Annotated in this window: 17 protein-coding genes; 9 read left to right on the forward strand and 8 right to left on the reverse strand. The window is 37.1% G+C overall.

Annotated elements, in window-relative coordinates; translation table 11 throughout:
- Nucleotides 1-42 precede the first annotated feature (42 nt).
- The 3 genes from BMW39_RS00090 to BMW39_RS00100 all read left to right on the forward strand — a co-directional run bounded on the left by BMW39_RS00090 (nt 43) and on the right by BMW39_RS00100 (nt 2,710).
- Nucleotides 43-780 (forward strand): CPBP family intramembrane glutamic endopeptidase, encoded by a 738-nt coding sequence (locus BMW39_RS00090; RefSeq protein ID WP_034979851.1) that lies wholly within the window; start codon nt 43-45, stop codon nt 778-780.
- Nucleotides 781-842: 62 nt separating this feature from the next.
- Complete coding sequence (locus BMW39_RS00095; RefSeq protein WP_175459315.1) at nt 843-2,006, forward strand: sensor histidine kinase; 1,164 nt, start codon at nt 843-845, stop codon at nt 2,004-2,006.
- Nucleotides 2,006-2,710: a LytR/AlgR family response regulator transcription factor gene (locus tag BMW39_RS00100; protein ID WP_034979853.1), complete on the forward strand. Its 705-nt coding sequence runs from the start codon at nt 2,006-2,008 to the stop codon at nt 2,708-2,710. Before BMW39_RS00095 ends, BMW39_RS00100 begins: the two co-directional genes overlap by 1 nt.
- A gap of 3 nt (nt 2,711-2,713) precedes the next feature.
- Here BMW39_RS00100 and BMW39_RS00105 read toward each other — a convergent pair whose 3' ends face one another.
- From BMW39_RS00105 to aspS, 3 genes are read right to left on the reverse strand one after another with little or no spacing between them, the layout of a single operon-like run.
- Nucleotides 2,714-3,067, reverse strand: a complete 354-nt coding sequence (locus BMW39_RS00105) for a helix-turn-helix domain-containing protein (RefSeq protein ID WP_034979856.1) — start codon at nt 3,065-3,067, stop codon at nt 2,714-2,716.
- Between the two features lie 3 nt (nt 3,068-3,070).
- Nucleotides 3,071-3,313 carry a type II toxin-antitoxin system HigB family toxin gene (locus BMW39_RS00110; RefSeq protein ID WP_245750430.1) on the reverse strand — a complete coding sequence of 81 codons (243 nt, stop codon included), beginning with the start codon at nt 3,311-3,313 and terminating at the stop codon, nt 3,071-3,073.
- 58 nt (nt 3,314-3,371) lie between these two features.
- Nucleotides 3,372-5,126: an aspartate--tRNA ligase gene (gene aspS / locus BMW39_RS00115; protein WP_034979860.1), complete on the reverse strand. Its 1,755-nt coding sequence runs from the start codon at nt 5,124-5,126 to the stop codon at nt 3,372-3,374.
- A 353-nt stretch (nt 5,127-5,479) separates the two neighbouring features.
- On the opposite strand from aspS, the gene BMW39_RS00120 reads away from it, so the two are divergent.
- Complete coding sequence (locus BMW39_RS00120) at nt 5,480-5,665, forward strand: 30S ribosomal protein THX (protein WP_034979863.1); 186 nt, start codon at nt 5,480-5,482, stop codon at nt 5,663-5,665.
- A 53-nt stretch (nt 5,666-5,718) separates the two neighbouring features.
- Here BMW39_RS00120 and BMW39_RS00125 read toward each other — a convergent pair whose 3' ends face one another.
- The 3 genes from BMW39_RS00125 to BMW39_RS00135 are packed head-to-tail and all read right to left on the reverse strand — an operon-like array spanning nt 5,719 to nt 8,195.
- Nucleotides 5,719-6,369 carry a DUF937 domain-containing protein gene (locus BMW39_RS00125; protein WP_034979864.1) on the reverse strand — a complete coding sequence of 217 codons (651 nt, stop codon included), beginning with the start codon at nt 6,367-6,369 and terminating at the stop codon, nt 5,719-5,721.
- A gap of 41 nt (nt 6,370-6,410) precedes the next feature.
- The gene (locus tag BMW39_RS00130; protein WP_034979866.1) at nt 6,411-7,679 is read right to left on the reverse strand and encodes an ArnT family glycosyltransferase; all 1,269 of its coding nucleotides are present in this window, start codon (nt 7,677-7,679) and stop codon (nt 6,411-6,413) included.
- 6 nt (nt 7,680-7,685) lie between these two features.
- On the reverse strand, nt 7,686-8,195 hold the full coding sequence (locus BMW39_RS00135) for a DUF2480 family protein (RefSeq protein ID WP_034979867.1): 510 nt from the start codon (nt 8,193-8,195) through the stop codon (nt 7,686-7,688).
- Between the two features lie 285 nt (nt 8,196-8,480).
- Between BMW39_RS00135 and lpxB the strand changes: the two genes are divergently transcribed.
- The 5 genes from lpxB to BMW39_RS00160 all read left to right on the forward strand — a co-directional run bounded on the left by lpxB (nt 8,481) and on the right by BMW39_RS00160 (nt 14,129).
- Nucleotides 8,481-9,587 carry a lipid-A-disaccharide synthase gene (lpxB, locus tag BMW39_RS00140; RefSeq protein ID WP_034979868.1) on the forward strand — a complete coding sequence of 369 codons (1,107 nt, stop codon included), beginning with the start codon at nt 8,481-8,483 and terminating at the stop codon, nt 9,585-9,587.
- The gene (locus tag BMW39_RS00145) at nt 9,587-10,042 is read left to right on the forward strand and encodes a DUF1569 domain-containing protein (RefSeq protein ID WP_034979869.1); all 456 of its coding nucleotides are present in this window, start codon (nt 9,587-9,589) and stop codon (nt 10,040-10,042) included. The genes lpxB and BMW39_RS00145 overlap by 1 nt, the downstream gene beginning before the upstream one ends.
- Nucleotides 10,043-10,134: 92 nt before the next feature.
- Nucleotides 10,135-11,928, forward strand: a complete 1,794-nt coding sequence (locus tag BMW39_RS00150; RefSeq protein WP_034979870.1) for a ComEC/Rec2 family competence protein — start codon at nt 10,135-10,137, stop codon at nt 11,926-11,928.
- Between the two features lie 72 nt (nt 11,929-12,000).
- Nucleotides 12,001-12,567 carry an NfeD family protein gene (locus tag BMW39_RS00155; protein WP_034979872.1) on the forward strand — a complete coding sequence of 189 codons (567 nt, stop codon included), beginning with the start codon at nt 12,001-12,003 and terminating at the stop codon, nt 12,565-12,567.
- A 14-nt stretch (nt 12,568-12,581) separates the two neighbouring features.
- Nucleotides 12,582-14,129, forward strand: coding sequence for a flotillin family protein (locus tag BMW39_RS00160; protein WP_375600498.1), 1,548 nt, complete (start codon nt 12,582-12,584; stop codon nt 14,127-14,129).
- A gap of 139 nt (nt 14,130-14,268) precedes the next feature.
- Here BMW39_RS00160 and BMW39_RS00165 read toward each other — a convergent pair whose 3' ends face one another.
- Together BMW39_RS00165 and BMW39_RS00170 are read right to left on the reverse strand one after the other, a co-directional pair.
- On the reverse strand, nt 14,269-15,288 hold the full coding sequence (locus tag BMW39_RS00165; protein WP_034979874.1) for an LLM class flavin-dependent oxidoreductase: 1,020 nt from the start codon (nt 15,286-15,288) through the stop codon (nt 14,269-14,271).
- Between the two features lie 66 nt (nt 15,289-15,354).
- The gene (locus BMW39_RS00170) at nt 15,355-16,443 is read right to left on the reverse strand and encodes an acyltransferase family protein (RefSeq protein WP_034979876.1); all 1,089 of its coding nucleotides are present in this window, start codon (nt 16,441-16,443) and stop codon (nt 15,355-15,357) included.
- Between the last annotated feature and the right edge of the window lie 5 nt (nt 16,444-16,448).

Genomic DNA, 16,448 nt, shown 5'->3' on the forward strand with positions numbered 1-16,448 from the left:
AGCGTGGCAACGTACGATAATTTTGACAAAAAATTAATAGATATGTCATTATTTACACCACTTATTTGGATTCTCATCATCGTTCCATTCATTGCTTTAGCCATTATTAGGTCAGAAAAGGTCAATCTAAAATATTTAGGATTGTTCGTCCTTTATTTTTTAACGGATTCCTACATTCAGCATTTGTCGAAACTCTATTTTGATTTGGAGTTTATAGGATTGAAATTCGCCTGGATTGGTAAAATTTTGAGTTTGTGTTTCGCTTTGATTGTTATTTTTTCTGTTTCAAAAAAAGACAGAGAAGAGATTGGATTTACGACGAAAACGAACTCAAAAAGTCAAGTGAAATCCGGAATTTTAATTTTTATGGGATTTTTAGCTTTTGATTTTATATTCAAAATGATTTTGTTCCCAAAAGGCGGTGATTTCGATTTGGAAACGTTTGCATTCCAAATGACAATGCCTGGTTTGACGGAGGAATTGGTTTTCAGAGGGATTTTATTCTGGCTATTGGACAAAGCTTTCGAACCGAAATGGAACTTCAAAGGCGTTAAATTCGGTTGGGGATTTGTGATTGTCACCATACTTTTTGCAGAAGCGCACGGCGTGATGCTTACAGAAAATTATGAATTTAAGTTTGACATCGTCACCATTCTTTATTTAACTATTATTTCCTCGCTCAGTGTCGGGATTTTGCGTAAACTTTCAGGGAATCTTATTTTTCCAATTCTGGGACATAACGCCATCAACACGATAAACGCCATCATTAGAATTTTGTAAAAAGCACCAATCAAACAGCTTCAAAAAACTATCTTTGGAGCTGTTTTTTTCAATTAAAAATTATGCAAAAAATATCTTCAAATTATTTTACACAACGCATTGGTGAATTTGATTTTGAACAATTTTACACTCAACAGAAACGATTGATATTCCATTCTTTAATGTGGTTGAGTTTTGCTTTTTTGTTATTCTTAAGTTATCGTTTAGCTTATCATCTCACGTATTTCAATAGTTTCATTCTGACACTTCGGATGTGCGTTGTGAATATGATTGTGTTCTATACTTTCTTCTATCTACTTCTGCCGAAAATTTTAAAACAATCATTTGGATTGGCGATTTTTTATTTGATTATCAGTTTTCCTGTGTTTGTAATTGTCTGGTTGCTATCAACTTACCTGTTTTCCATTATTTATCACCACTTAAGATTCGAAATTTTAGAAGGAGAATTGAAAGGTGCGATTACGGCGAGTGCAGACCAGACTTTTTGGGAAGCTATTTCTATTAATAGAATAATTTCTCAGTCAATTATCTTCATTTCACTTTTATCGCCTTTCTTTTTTGTTAAAATCTTATTTGAAATTTCCAAGCTTTACAGCCGAACCATTAAGATTCAAAACCAGAAAAATCTGCTGGAAATCCAAAATATCAATATTGAAAAAGATTTTTTGAAATCTCAGCTCAATCCACATTTTCTATTTAATACTTTGAATAATTTATACAGTTTGAGCCTTAAGAAAGACAATGCGGTTCCCGAAGTGATTCTCAATCTTTCCGACACAATGAGTTATACTTTGTACGAATCGAACAGTGAAAAAGTAGAATTGTGGAAAGAAGTAGAATTCGTTAAAAACTATTTCGAGCTCGAAAAAATGCGCTACTCTGCTGATAAGAAAATTCATTGCGAATTTCCTACTGAGAGAGATTGTAACGGTTTAAAGATTGCTCCGCTTTTGACTTTCACCTTCATAGAAAATGCTTTTAAATATGGTTTAAAATCAAAAGAATCAGCTTTTTTGAATCTTAAAATAAGGATTGAAAACGGAAAGTTTATTTTTGTGATAGAAAATGATTTCGAGGAAAACAAAACCAAAAATATTCACAGCGGAATCGGAATAGAAAATGTGAGAAAACGGCTCCAATTGATATATCCGAATGATTTTCAATTAGAAATTTTCGATTCACAAAATATTTTCAGAGTGCAGTTAACAATTAATTTAATCAAATAATGGAAAAAATAAATTGCATCATTATCGATGACGAACCACTTGGAAGAGACCTCGTAGAATCTTTCGCTAAAGAAGTTTCTTATCTCAACATTCTGAGGATTTTTGAAAACCCTATGACAGCTTTATCTTTTCTGGAAGAAAATCCCGTCGACCTTGTTTTTAGTGATATTGAAATGCCCAAAATCAATGGTTTGGATTTCCTCCGAACATTAGAAAATCCGCCCATTTTTATTTTTATTACCGCTTATCGGGAATTTGCTTTAGATGGTTTTGATACTGGCGCGACAGATTATTTGGTGAAACCGGTTCGTTTTGATAGGTTTTTGAAAGCGGTGCAAAAAGCTAAAAATCAAATAGATTTAAAGAGGAGTTCTACAAGCTCGCAAGAGCACAACGACAAAATCTTTATTAAATCTGAAGGGAAAATTGTCAAAATTTTGTTGACCGAAATTTTATATATCGAAGCCCAAGGCGATTATTTGAATGTGATGACGACGTCGGAAATCTATCCGACCCAAATGACTCTTACATCGATGGAAGAGAGTTTACAAAACAAAAAATTCTTTAGAGTTCAGCGTTCTTTTATCTTGAATCTCGACTTTGTAAGAAGTATCCACGGAAATATGGTGGAATTGCTGAACGGAAAATCTATTTCTGTTTCTGTGAATAAAAAGGAGGAACTTTGCAGATTGTTGGGAATGTGATTTTTAAACTCCTAAAACCACAGAAGCATCTATTTTTAGTTTTTTGCTTATTTCTCGTGCGACTTTAAGTGTTGGTTCAGATTTTCCAGTAAGATATTCACTGACTCTTGATGGGCTAACATTGAGAATTTCAGAAAGTTTAACTTGTGAAATTCCCATTTCGTACATTCTTAACTTAATTACTTCCTGCAAACTTGGAGTTTCTACAGGAAAATATTTTTCTTCGTAATCAGCGACAGCATCGGATAAAAAATCAAGTTCAATGAAATTTTTATCATTCTCAGAAGTTTCGTTTCCTACTGTTTTCAGAAGCTCTTCTATTCTTTCGCAGGCGACTTTGTATTGTTTCTCTGTCATTTTTTAAATATTTGAAGCGTCTATTTTGTCGTAATCTTTATGAGTGCAGATAAACCGAATGTACACTTTTTGCGAAGCAAAAATAATAATGGCAATCAATCTATAATTGTTTCCTTTAATATTAAAAACGAAACGATTATTTCCCACATAATCTGCAGAATTAAAGGTTTCTTTTATATCTGAAAAGCTTTTCCATTCGCAGTTTTGAGTTTTTTTGTACCAATCTCTTAAAGCGATATATTTCAAAAAACAAAAGTTACTATTTTTTAAAATAAAAAAGCGAGAAAAAATTCTCGCTTTTAATTTATGATTTTAAATCTAATTTAAGTTCCAGTTCCGTAAGCTGTTCTTGATGAATCGGCGCCGGCGCATCAATCATCACATCTCGTCCGGAATTATTTTTCGGGAAAGCGATGTAATCTCGAATCACTTCATTTCCATCGAGAATTGCAACCAATCGGTCAAATCCGAACGCCAAACCTCCGTGAGGCGGAGCGCCGTATTTAAAGGCATTCATCAGGAATCCGAATTGCGCTTCTGCTTCTTCTTTTGAGAATCCTAAAAGGTCAAACATTTTCGACTGCAAATCTTTATCAAAAATTCGGATAGAACCGCCACCAATTTCGTTTCCGTTCAAGACCAAATCGTATGCGTTGGCTCTGGCTTTTCCCGGGTCAGTTTCCAAAAGGTGGAAATCTTCGGTTTTTGGAGAGGTGAAAGGGTGGTGCATTGCGTGGTAACGTCCGCTTTCTTCATCAAATTCCAACAACGGGAAGTCGACAACCCAAAGTGGTGCGAATTCATTTCCTTTTCTCAAACCAAGACGGTTTCCGAGTTCCATTCTCAATGCCGAAAGTTGCGTTCTCACTTTGTCTGCGTTTCCGGACATTATGAAAATTAAATCTCCAGCTTTTGCTCCGAATTCTTCTGTGATTTTCTTCAAGTCTTCTTCAGAATAGAATTTGTTGACAGACGAAGTTACAACCCCATCGTTTTGGAATTTAATCCAAACCAATCCTGTTGCGCCGATTTGAGGGCGTTTTACCCAATCTACCAATTCGTCGATTTGTTTTCTGGTGTAATCTGCAATGCCTTCAACATTGATTCCGACCACCAGTTCTGCATCGTCGAATATTTTGAAATCTTTTCCTTTTGTTAAGTCATTCAGTTCGTGGAATTCCATTCCGAAACGGATGTCCGGTTTGTCGTTCCCATATTTCTGCATCGCATCGGCGAAGGTCATTCTTGGGAAATCTCCGAATTCGTTTCCGGTAATGTCTTTCAAAAGAACTTTGGTCATTCCTTCAAAAACATTCATAATGTCTTCCTGCTCTACAAATGCCATTTCACAATCGATTTGGGTGAATTCCGGCTGTCTGTCGGCTCTCAAATCTTCGTCACGGAAACATTTCACGATTTGGAAATATCTGTCCATTCCGCCAACCATCAATAATTGTTTGAAAGTTTGTGGCGACTGTGGCAATGCGTAAAACTGTCCCGGATTCATTCTGCTTGGAACCACGAAATCTCTCGCTCCTTCCGGAGTAGATTTGATTAAAACCGGCGTTTCAACCTCGATGAAGCCTTCGTCTGAAAGATAATTTCTAACTTTCTGCGCCATTTTGTGACGGAAAATCAGTTTGTCTTTCACAGGATTTCTTCTGATGTCGAGGTATCTGTATTTCATTCTCAATTCTTCGCCACCGTCGGTTTCGTCTTCGATGGTGAAAGGTGGCAATTGAGATTCATTTAATATGATTAGATTTTCAACTAAGATTTCTACGTCGCCTGTTGCAATCTTTGGGTTTTTGGAAGTACGTTCGATAATGGTTCCTTCAACTTTGATGACGAATTCACGGCCGAGTTTCTTAGCAGTTTCCAAAAGTTCTTTGGAAGTTCTGTCCTCGTCCAAAACCAATTGTGTGATGCCGTAACGGTCTCGCAAATCTATCCAAATCATAAAACCTTTGTCGCGGATGGTTTGTACCCAGCCGGAAAGTGTTACTTTTTCATTCAGATTTTTCAGCGTCAGTTCGCCGTTTGTGTGTGTACGGAACATAAAAATTTGGTTTAAAGTTAAGAGATTCAAGGTTTAAGGTTCAGCGATGTCAACTTTGAATTGTTGAACTTAGAACTTTGAATTTTCGAGTGCAAAGATAATGTTTTGATGGGAATTAATTTGATTGATATGGAAAGGTTTTTTTGATTGAGAAATCGTCAATCGAGGCGAAGCGCGTGAGGGATAGTAGTGGATATCCTTTTTTTGGCGGATGGAATTTGCGGATGGGAAAAAAGATAGTAACGGATAGCCCGGCCCGAGCGGTGGGAGAAGCGTTGGCGAGGGACACGCCCTAATTCTTGGTGGTCTCGGAAAATTGTTGTAATTTAGTGGAAATCAAATATTTAATTATTATGGGAAGAGGAGACCAAAAATCTACCAAAGGAAAAATCGCGCGAGGAAGTTATGGAAAATCCAGACTTAGAAAAGCCTCGAAACCTGTAGTAGTGGCGGAAAAGCCGGCAAAAGAAAAAGCAGAAGCAAAGCCGAAAGCGACGAAAGCGAAGGCTGAAAAACCAAAGGAAACGGAAGAAAAATAAAAAATCGGGCTCGTAAATTTTACGGGCCCGATTTGTATTTGTGGTGTAATCTTTTATTTTCCGAAAAGTCCGCCTAGTAATCCACCAAGTCCGCCTTGCTGAGATTGTTTTTGCTGACCTCCGCCTAGAACGCTTCCAAGAATGTCGCCTAATCCGCCTCCTGAAGATTGCGTTGCGCCACCAAGTACGCTTCCTAAAATGTCACTCAAAGGATTGTTGGATGCCTGCGCTTCCTGAGCTGAACCACCAAGAATTCCGCCAAGCAAATCTCCCAATCCACCGCCAGAAGTCACGTTGTTGGCTTGCTTTTGCTGACCGATGTAGCCCATAATCACGGGCGCCAACATTGCCAAGATCGGACCAATCTTGTCCATAGAAATTCCGGTGTTTTGAGAAAGCTGGTTTTCTACGGTTGCTTTTTCGCCTCCGAAGATGTGACTTAAGATAGAATCTCCTTCCTGTTCTCTGTCGAGTGCTTGAGCAGGATTGTTTAAGATGCTTCCGTCGTGGTGTTTGTCTAGGGTTGCATTCAGCTTGTCTGCTTCGTCAGCGTTTTCTGATTTTTTCTTCAAATAGCTGATGACCAACGGCGCGGCAACTATCAAAAGTGCGATGATTTGATTTTTGCTGATCCCGAATTTGTTCTCAGCTTGTTCTGCAACCTGGTTGCCTGTACTTCCTGTAATAAGGTCTAATAAACCCATAATTTATGTTTTTTTGTTGAAATCAAAGATAAAAATTTTGATTACATCTTTCTAATTTCTTCCAAAGAATTTTTTCCTTTTCGGTGTTTGAGGAAGATATGGCAGTTGATATTCATAAAATCCTTGTTGTCAAAAGGCTTTTTGCCATCCAGGTAAAATTCCAAAACACCGACATTATTTCTCATCCAAGGAAATAGATAATAGGAGAGACCGCCTTTTTCTGATTTTTCTTTGTCAAAATTTTGACCTTGAGGAATTTTTGAAATAATTAAATAACTTAAGATATAAAATATTGGAACGCAGAAAACTGAAATTGATATTGATTTATAAATTTTCGGCTGAGAGATTTTGATGTCAATCAATCCTTCGATAATGAAAAATACAAAAAACAAATAAGCATTCAGGAAGAAAACATAACTGTCTGACACATTATAAATTGTAGCAAATCCAAATGGAACTAAAAAACTAACAAGATAAAACAGATTTTGAGAATCTCTGAAAGACTTTATTTTCTTGAAAATAATGATAATTGCTGGAATCACGAATATCCAGAAATTATAGATCAAATATCCGATTGCCACGACAATATCTTTTGCAAAGCCAGAAAATCCTTTCTCCAAACTGCCCGTCACCCAATCAGAATTGCCAGAACCGAAAACGTGGGAAGTATTATAGCCATTAATGTAAGCCATGAAATACAAACCGAATGCAAACGCTATAAAAATAAAAATGCTAGGAAAGGCATTAACTTTATAATTTCTAAAGGAAATAAAACACAAAATCGCCCAACCTGGAATCAACATGATGTTTTGAACATGAGCGAATAAGGAAATCCCAAGTACCAAACTTGAAAGGAAGAGAAATCTAGAGTTCTTATCTTCTAAAAATCTAATCGTAAAATAGATGTACAGCGCAATCCAAAAACTATTGAACGTATAAACCTCAATAATCTCTGTCTGCTTCCAAAATGTGAAACTCAACGCAAAAATCAAAGTGCCGAGATAAGCACAAATCTCTTTTCTGAACTTCAGTTTCAATCCAAAAAATAAAACCACCAAAGTCAATACTGAGAAAATCAGATTGAAAAACCGCGTGGCAGGAATAGAATCCAATCCAAAAATAGTCTTAAATCCAATCAATAAATTGGTGTAAAGAAACTTACCGAAAACCGTAGTATTATCCGTGAATTCATTGAGTTCTGCGATATTCACAAAGCCCAAAGCATCACCAAAGGGCACTTTCTCAAAACTAAAAAACCAGTAGAAGACAAACAGAAAACCAAAAAATAGGACTCGGTAAAGATGCTTCATCCAAAATTAATTTTTGAAAATCGGAACATTGCTACACGCTTCGCCAAACATCAATGATTTCACAAGCGGTTTCAGTTGTTCCACCAATTCCACGTAAGCATTGTTCGGAATCGATTCGTCGCTACAACCCTTTACCAACACACGTTTGTCTCTCAGTTCAGAAAAATCGTAGGTTTGAATCGCATTGTGCATTAGCAAAACTTCCAAATCCTCACGGTTTCCAAAAACCACTTTTTTCGCAGGGTCAGTCACTTTGGAAGTAATCAGGAAATAGGCCCACAACGGAATAATCACATCCTCAGAGCAATAGATGTAAACATAAGCGTCTCTATAAACCTCCGCATCGATGTTCGCAATTTTTTCACGGAAGTCTTTTTCCTTCAAAATCATCCCTTCCCAAAGGAAATCCTTGATATCGATTCCCAACCTTTTCCCCTTCGGATACAGGTCGGTAATATCAAAATTCACCAATCCGCTATTTGCAACCTTATTCTTAATTTCAAATTCTTCTGACATTTCTTTTAATTTAATAATGTTTAGGAGCTTAATCCCGCTATCCGCTATATCTTTTTTGTCTTCGGCGATTTGTCATTAATAGAACTTTTTTCCAAAAGACAAAAAAGGATGTCGCTACTATCGGGGCTATGGGTTTTGTCATCCAATCAAATTTTGTCAACAATTCCACTTTCCCGATTCTAATAAACCAAAATGATTTATTTTTGTTCAAAGTTAAGAATTTCACAGAAAAAACTTAATTTTAAAAATCTATCATCCAATCTCTATTAATCTAAAATCTAACCCTTGAAATATTACATTATTGCAGGCGAGGCTTCCGGCGATTTGCACGCTTCCAACCTGATGAAGGCCATCAAACAGAAAGACCCAAACGCAGATTTCCGTTTTTGGGGTGGCGATTTGATGCAAAAGCAAGGCGGAACTATGGTCAAACATTACCGCGACCTTGCTTTTATGGGTTTTCTGGAAGTGGTTCAAAATCTGGGGACCATTCTCAACAATATCAAAATTTGCAAAAAAGACATTCAGGAATATCAACCCGATATGTTGATTTTGGTAGATTATCCAGGTTTCAATTTGAGGATTGCAAAGTTTGCCAAAGATTTGGGAATCAAAGTGGTTTATTATATTTCGCCACAACTTTGGGCTTGGAAGGAAGGTCGCGTAGAAACCATCAGGAAGTATGTGGACGAAATGCTTGTCATTCTCCCATTCGAAAAGAATTTTTACAAGAAGCACGACATAGAAACACATTTCGTAGGTCATCCGTTGCTTGATGCGATTGAAGGCTTGCAACCTGTTGATATTCAAAAATTTAAATTAGAAAATAATTTAAACGAAAAAGAAATCATCGCACTTTTGCCTGGTTCGAGGAAGCAGGAAGTTACAAAAATGCTGGAATTGATGTTGTCTGTAAGAAGTCATTTCGCTGATTATCAGTTCGTCATAGCTGGTGCGCCGAGCTTGGAGAAAGATTTCTATGAGCAATTTGTGGATGCTGATGTTCATTTCGTTTCCAACAAAACTTACGATTTGTTGAGATGTTCCAAAGGCGCTTTGGTAACGTCCGGAACCGCAACTTTGGAAACGGCTTTGCTCAATATCCCAGAAGTCGTTTGCTACCGAGGAAGCCGAATTTCCTACGAAATTGGAAAACGTCTCATCAAAAATATCAAATATATTTCGCTGGTCAATTTGATTATGGAAAAAGAAGTGGTCACGGAATTGATTCAAAATGAATTGAATACGCATAACTTAGTCAAAGAACTCAATAAAATCCTGAAGACAGAAAAACGCGAACAAGTGTTGAATGACTATGAGATTTTACGTTCAAAATTAGGCGGAAGTGGCGCGAGCAATAATGCATCGGAAATCATCGTAAACTTGAAATAATGGATAAAATCGAAATACAACTTCAAAAGATAGAATCACTTTTATCCAAAATTGATGTGACAAATGAGAAGGTTTCCAAAGCTTCGGTTGGTTGGCACCTCGAACATTTGTTGTTGATTCTGAACAGCAGTTTGAAAGGTTTGACGATGACAAATCCGAAAGATTACAATCCGAAATTTAGTTTGAAAAAATTCGTTTTTTTGAATTTTGGAATGATTCCGAGAGGAAAAATACGAGCGCCAAAACAATTCATTCCATTAGACGTCCCGACTCAGGAAAGTATTTTGAAACTAATGAATTTGGCAAAAGAAAGATTGAAAGCTGTTGAAAATCTTCCAGAAAAATCATTTATCACACATCCTTTTTTAGGCGATTTTGATAGGAAAACAACCTTGCGTTTTTTGTGGCTTCACAGCAATCACCATTTGAAAATTGTGGATGATATTTTGAAGTAAATCTTTTTTGGTTTAAGATTTTCCGCAAATTTTCGGAGACAATCAGATTTTTATAAATTTAATTTGTAGATTTATAAAAACACAAATCAAAGATGAACAAACAACCGTTGCTCATTTTAGTAATCTGTCTCATACTTGGAATTCTTCTCCAAGAGTATTTGATTTTGAGTGAACTAACTGTTTTTAATTTGTTGGTTTTCTCCGGAATTTCATTAATTTCAATCCTCATCAAATCTTCATTTTTCCAGAAAGCAAAATATTTCTTTCTAGGGTTTTTCTTTTTCTCAATTGGAATTTTCCTACATTTTCAAAATTCTCACAAACCAATAATTCCAACTTTAAAAGAAAAAGAAAACATAGTTTTTCAACTCAGCAAAAAACTGAATTCCAATGAAAAGAACAGAAGATATTTCGTTGAAATTTTAGCAATTCCTTCAAACGATATAAAAGATTTCTCGCCAATCAAAACAGTTCTCAGCATTCCGAAAGAACAGGAGCAATTGGATTTTGACCATTTTTATAATTCCGAAGTTTACATTCATCAGCCGGAAAAAATCAATAATGATTTTCAGTTTGATTACAAGAAATATCTCGCAAGACAAGAGGTTTATCTGCAAGCTTATTTGCCAAATGAGATTCTGAAAACTGCAAAAACCGAAGTTTCTTTTTCTGATAATATTCGGCAAAAGCGTCTTGAGATTCTCAACAAAATCAATCAAACGCCACTTTCTCCAAAGATTCAGGAATTTTTGAAAGGTATTATTTTGTCGGACAGAACCGAGATGGACAAAGAAACTGTCAACGATTTCAATCAAACTGGTTTGGTGCATTTGTTGGCGATTTCCGGTTCGCATATGGTGATTATCTTCTGGATGACTTTGTTTGTTTTGAATCAAATTATTCCAGTCAAGTTTCGGAAGCTTTCAATTATTCTAAGTCTAGCTTTGATTTGGGCTTTTGCTATTTTTATTGATTACGGAAGCTCTGTGATGCGGAGTTGTCTGATGATTTCGTGTTATTATGTGATGGTTTTGTTGCAACGGAAGTCGGATTTGTTGCATTCTTTGGCGTTGTCGGCTTTCATTCTTTTAATTGTCGATTCTAATCAGTTTTTCGATGTCGGCTTTCAATTGAGTTATGTCGCGGTTTTGGGGATTTGGTGGTTGTCTGGACCGATTAAAAAACTATTTCGGAAACCAAGATATTGGCTGGAAGATTTCATTTACAGCATCACGGCGATGACTTTTTCTGCGCAGATTGCCACTTTGCCATTGGCGATTTATTATTTCCATCAATTTTCATTAGTTTCAATTTTTGCAAATTTGCTTATCATTCCACTTTCGGAAATTATCATTATTTCGTCCTTAATAATGGTAATAGCCATCGCTTTTGGAATGAAATATCTCTTGATATTCCAGATTTTCGATGCGTTTATTCTTTATGTTTTGAAAACCATTCACTGGTTTTCCAGCTTTGAATCGTTGATGAATAAAAATATTCCGTTAAATATTTTGGAAGTCGGAGCTTTACTTTTGGGAATTTATTTCTTGAAATTCTTAGTCAAAGACTTCTTTAATTTGAAACATTTGCTTCGATTCAGCTTTTGTCTTCTGTTGTTTTTCGGATTGAGAATCGGTTTTAATTATTATAATTTTGAGAAAGAAGAAGTTCTTGTTCATCAGTTTTATAAAGAAAAAATCATTAGTATAAAGAAGAAAAATCAACTTGTTTTTTGGCTTAAGGAAAATAAGAATGAAGAGAAAATTAAAGATTTTGTCATCAATCCTTATTTGGTTTCCAGACGCATTTCCAATTACGAGATTAGATATTATCCTGAAGATTCAGAAGGTTTTGTGTATGGAGGAAAGCAATATGATTTAGAATGATTATAGTTTTTATAAATAAAGTTTTGCGGTTTTCATAAGAAATATGTATTTTTAGAAAAAACAAAATAAACTATGATGGATTTTTTTGATGGGATGAGCACTCTGCAGCAATCCTTCTGGTGGGTAGCCATTATCGCCAGTCTCATTTTTCTGGTTCAACTTATTTTTACAATCATCGGAACCGACCTCAGCGATGGCTTGGGCGCTGATTTCGATGGGAATTTGGATGCTGTTCACGGACCTTTCCAATTGTTTTCTTTCCGAAATTTGATCAATTTTCTGATGGGATTTGGCTGGACTGGTGTAGCCTTCTTCCACAGCATTCAGAATCAGATGTTTTTAGTTATTCTGGCAGCGCTTGTCGGGATTCTTTTTGTGGTGATCTTCTTTGTGGTCATTAAACAAATTTTAAAATTGACCGAAGACAACACTTTCAATATCGATAAACTAATTGGCAAGACGGCCGAAGTCTATCTCAGAATTCCCGAAGCAAGATCTGGCAACGGAAAGATACAGGTTTCTCTGAATGGAACCAATCACGAATTATTGGCCATCACAGAAACAGGAGAGATCGCTTCTGGGTCTTTGGTGAGAATCATCCGTGTGGAAGAAAAAGTACTAATTGTAGAAAAAATTTAATAACATATATGGAAATGATTAATGGAACATTTATTCTGATTTTGGTCGGAGTATTCGTATTATTTGTAACATTCTTGGCGCTGATCTCGCGCTACAAACGTTGCCCGTCTGACAAGATCTTGGTGATCTATGGTAAAACCGGTGGCAGTTCTGCAAAATGTATTCACGGAGGTGGAGCGTTTGTTTGGCCTGTGATCCAGGATTTTGCTTATCTCGATTTGAAACCGATTTCTATCGAGGCCAATTTGACCAATGCCCTTTCCCGTCAAAACATTCGTGTGGATGTGCCTTGTAGATTTACAATCGCAATCTCTACCGAACCAGATACGATGGGAAATGCCGCAGAACGTTTGTTGGGTCTTTCGCAAGAGCAAATCCAGGAGCTTTCAAAAGATATCTTGTTTGGTCAGCTTCGTTTGGTCATCGCAACGATGACGATTGAGGAGATCAATACAGACCGAGATAAATTCTTGGATAATATCTCAAAAAACGTTGACACAGAATTGAAGAAAATTGGTCTAAAATTGATCAACGTCAATGTGACCGATATCAGAGATGAGTCAGGCTACATCGAGGCTTTGGGTAAAGAAGCTGCAGCGAAAGCAATCAACGAAGCGATTATTTCCGTAGCTGAGCAAACCAAAATTGGGGAAACCGGGAAGGCGATTGCCGACAGAGAAAAAGATACGCAGATCGCAGAAACGCAAAGAGATCGTGATGTGAAGATTGCCATCACTCAAAAAGACAGAGAAGTAAGTATTGCTGCTGCTGGAAAAGATGAAGCCATCGGAAAAGCGGAAGCGGCAAAAGAAGCGAGGATTGCCACATCATTGGCCAACTCGATTGCGGTAAAAGGAGAGAATGAAGCGAAAATTACCATCGCCAACTCCGATGCCGAAAGAAGAGAAAAAGAAGCGGAAGCTTTAAGAATTGCGACTGCTGCTGAGAAAGTACAATCTGCAAGATCTTTGGAAGAATCCTACGTTGCCGAGCAAAAAGCAGAAACTGCCAGAGCGGAAAGAGAGCGCTCGACACAACAAGCCAATATCGTGGTTCCGGCAGAGATTGCCAAACAAAAAGCCATCATCGATGCACAGGCCGAAGCGGAGAAAATTAGACTTCAGGCCAAAGGTGAAGCTGACGCTATTTTTGCAAAAATGGAAGCGGAAGCAAAAGGTCTTTATGAGATCTTGACCAAGCAAGCTGAAGGTTACGACAGGATCATCCAAGCGGCTGGCGGCGATACGAACAGCGCATTCCAGTTGTTATTAATTGAAAAATTACCTGAATTGGTGAAGACCCAAGTTGAGGCTGTGAAGAATATCAAAATCGATAAAGTAACCGTGTGGGATAGTGGCAACAATGCAGATGGTAACAATTCCACCGCGAATTTTGTTTCCGGAATGATGAAAACCGTACCGCCACTCAACGATCTTTTCAATATGGCTGGCTTGAATCTTCCGAGTTATCTAAAAGGCGACGAAGAAAAACAAGTGGTGGAAGTCAAAGAAGTGAAAACCGAAACGCCACCCAAAGCGGATGATGGCGCGGGACATTCTTAATTCATTGAACTTGCCTGAAATTTAACTTAAAACAACAAAAATCCTGAACTTCTAATTCAGGATTTTTCTTTTTAAATCATTTTTCTTACTGTTTCAAACTTCAACTTTAAAGCTTTATCTAACTTCTAAAGTCTAAGGATCATTTCACTACCGGCGCTACTTTCTCGCCGAATAATTCTATCGATTTCATCATCACATCGTGCGCAGGATCACCCACATCCATGTGTCCGATGAATCTCGATAATCCAAATAATTCTTTCATTTCGGCTATTTTGTCGGCTACTTCATTTGGACTTCCGATGAAGAGTGCACCGTCTTTGCTTCGGCCACCCTCGTATTGGTCTTTGGTGTACGGCGCCCATCCGCGTTGTCTGCCAATTCTGTCCATTTGGGATTTGTAATTGAAAAAATATTGATCAATAGCTTTTTGGTCATCACTCACAAAAGAGTGAGAATGGATGGCGATCTGCATTTGGCTTTCGTCGTGTCCCGCTCTCAAATATTCCTGTTTGTAAAAATCAATGAGGTTTTTGAACTGTCTTGGCATTCCGCCGATGATGGCAACAATCAATGGTAAACCAAGTTTCGCGGCTCTCAAAACAGATTCTGGCGTTCCACCAACTGCAATCCAGATTGGTAATTTGCCTCCATTATAAGCTCTTGGATAAACGGTTTGATTTTCCATCGATGGGCGAAGTTTTCCGGTCCACGTTACATTTTCTTCATTATTTATTTTTAATAGCAGGTCTAATTTCTCTTCGAAAAGTTGATTGTAATCTGATAGATCATAACCAAACAAAGGAAAAGATTCGATGAAGCTTCCTCTTCCAACGAAGATCTCGGCGCGTCCTTTGGAGATCAGGTCAATGGTTGAAAAGTTCTGATATACTTTTACAGGTTCGGATGAACTTAGAACTGTTACGCCACTCGCTAATTTGATATTTTTCGTAATGCTGGCTGCAGCTGCCAACAAGATCTCGGGTGATGACACGGCATAATCTTCACGGTGGTGTTCGCCCATTGCGAAAACGTCCAAGCCAACCTCATCCATCAGTTTTACCTGCTCCAGGATCTCGTTTAGTTTTACGCTTGCATCTCTATATTTTCCGGTTTTTGTGTCCAAAGAAACATCTCCGAACATTCCTATTCCTAATTCCATAATAGTCTCATTTTTGTTAGAACAAATTTACAGCTTCAAGATCTGGCTGGCATTGATGTAGGGTAATTATGAATCGGCGCTGTTGTGTCTCTTTTTTAGTTTTAAGAATTGCTTCTCGAAAAGATGATAGGACAAATACGATAAAACGACTGTTACAGAGAATGATAACAGAATCACCACAAACCAATGAAGTTCTAACCTTGCTCCGATCTTATTGAACAATTGAACACAGATGATGTGGATCAAATACAAGCCGTAAGTATATTTTCCCAACCAAGCCAAGATGCTCTGGTCAGAAATTTTGAAGACATTCTTTTCGCCCAATGTCATTAAAATTAAAATAGAAAATAAGGCGCCGAAAACAAATGCACTCACATTTTTGTTGATGATGAAAAAATTCGTCGTTACTACGATAGCTAGCAGAACGAAAAGAGCGAACACGTATTTATAGATTGCCGGAATTTTTTCGAGTTTCTGGATCATGTCTTTGCGGAAAACAAAGATGTAAGCAGGCAAAGCCCCGAAAGCAAAGTAATGAATGTTGGTAAGAATATCGGTGTAGGAAATGCCATAGTTTCCATAGATCAATCTAAAGACCACTGAAATCAGAATACTGATGACAATCAATCTAGGAACATTTTTGAATGATATAAAATAGAAAATCAGTCCCCAGATAATGTAAAAATGCTCTTCGATACAAAGCGACCACATCACACTGATCGGCGAAACATTGGGCAGCATATTTTTGTACATCATGACATAGTTTTCCAGAAATGTAATCGTGAAAAACCAATTGGGATAATAGCCTTCATTTGAGGATGGAAGTTTTAAAACCGATAAAATAAAAGGCGTACAAAATGCAAATATGACCATCAAATAATACAGTGGCCAGATCCGTAATATACGTCTCAGGAAAAATCGTTTCAGAGGAACTTTGTTTTGATGGTTGATCTTCTCAATCAGTAATATGTAAGTGATCAGAAAACCACTCAAGACAAAAAAGAAAGAGACGCCAATATTGCCAGCCTTGGAAAAGTAATGTAGAAAGTTACTTTCAGGAATCGAGCAATGGTACAGGAAGACCAATAGAAAAGATAAGAATCTCAGGGAGTCAAATGTGTGAAAGTGTACTCTGTCTATTTTTAAAATGCTCATCTGTA

Source organism: Epilithonimonas lactis, from assembly GCF_900110605.1.
GTDB lineage: Bacteria > Bacteroidota > Bacteroidia > Flavobacteriales > Weeksellaceae > Epilithonimonas > Epilithonimonas lactis.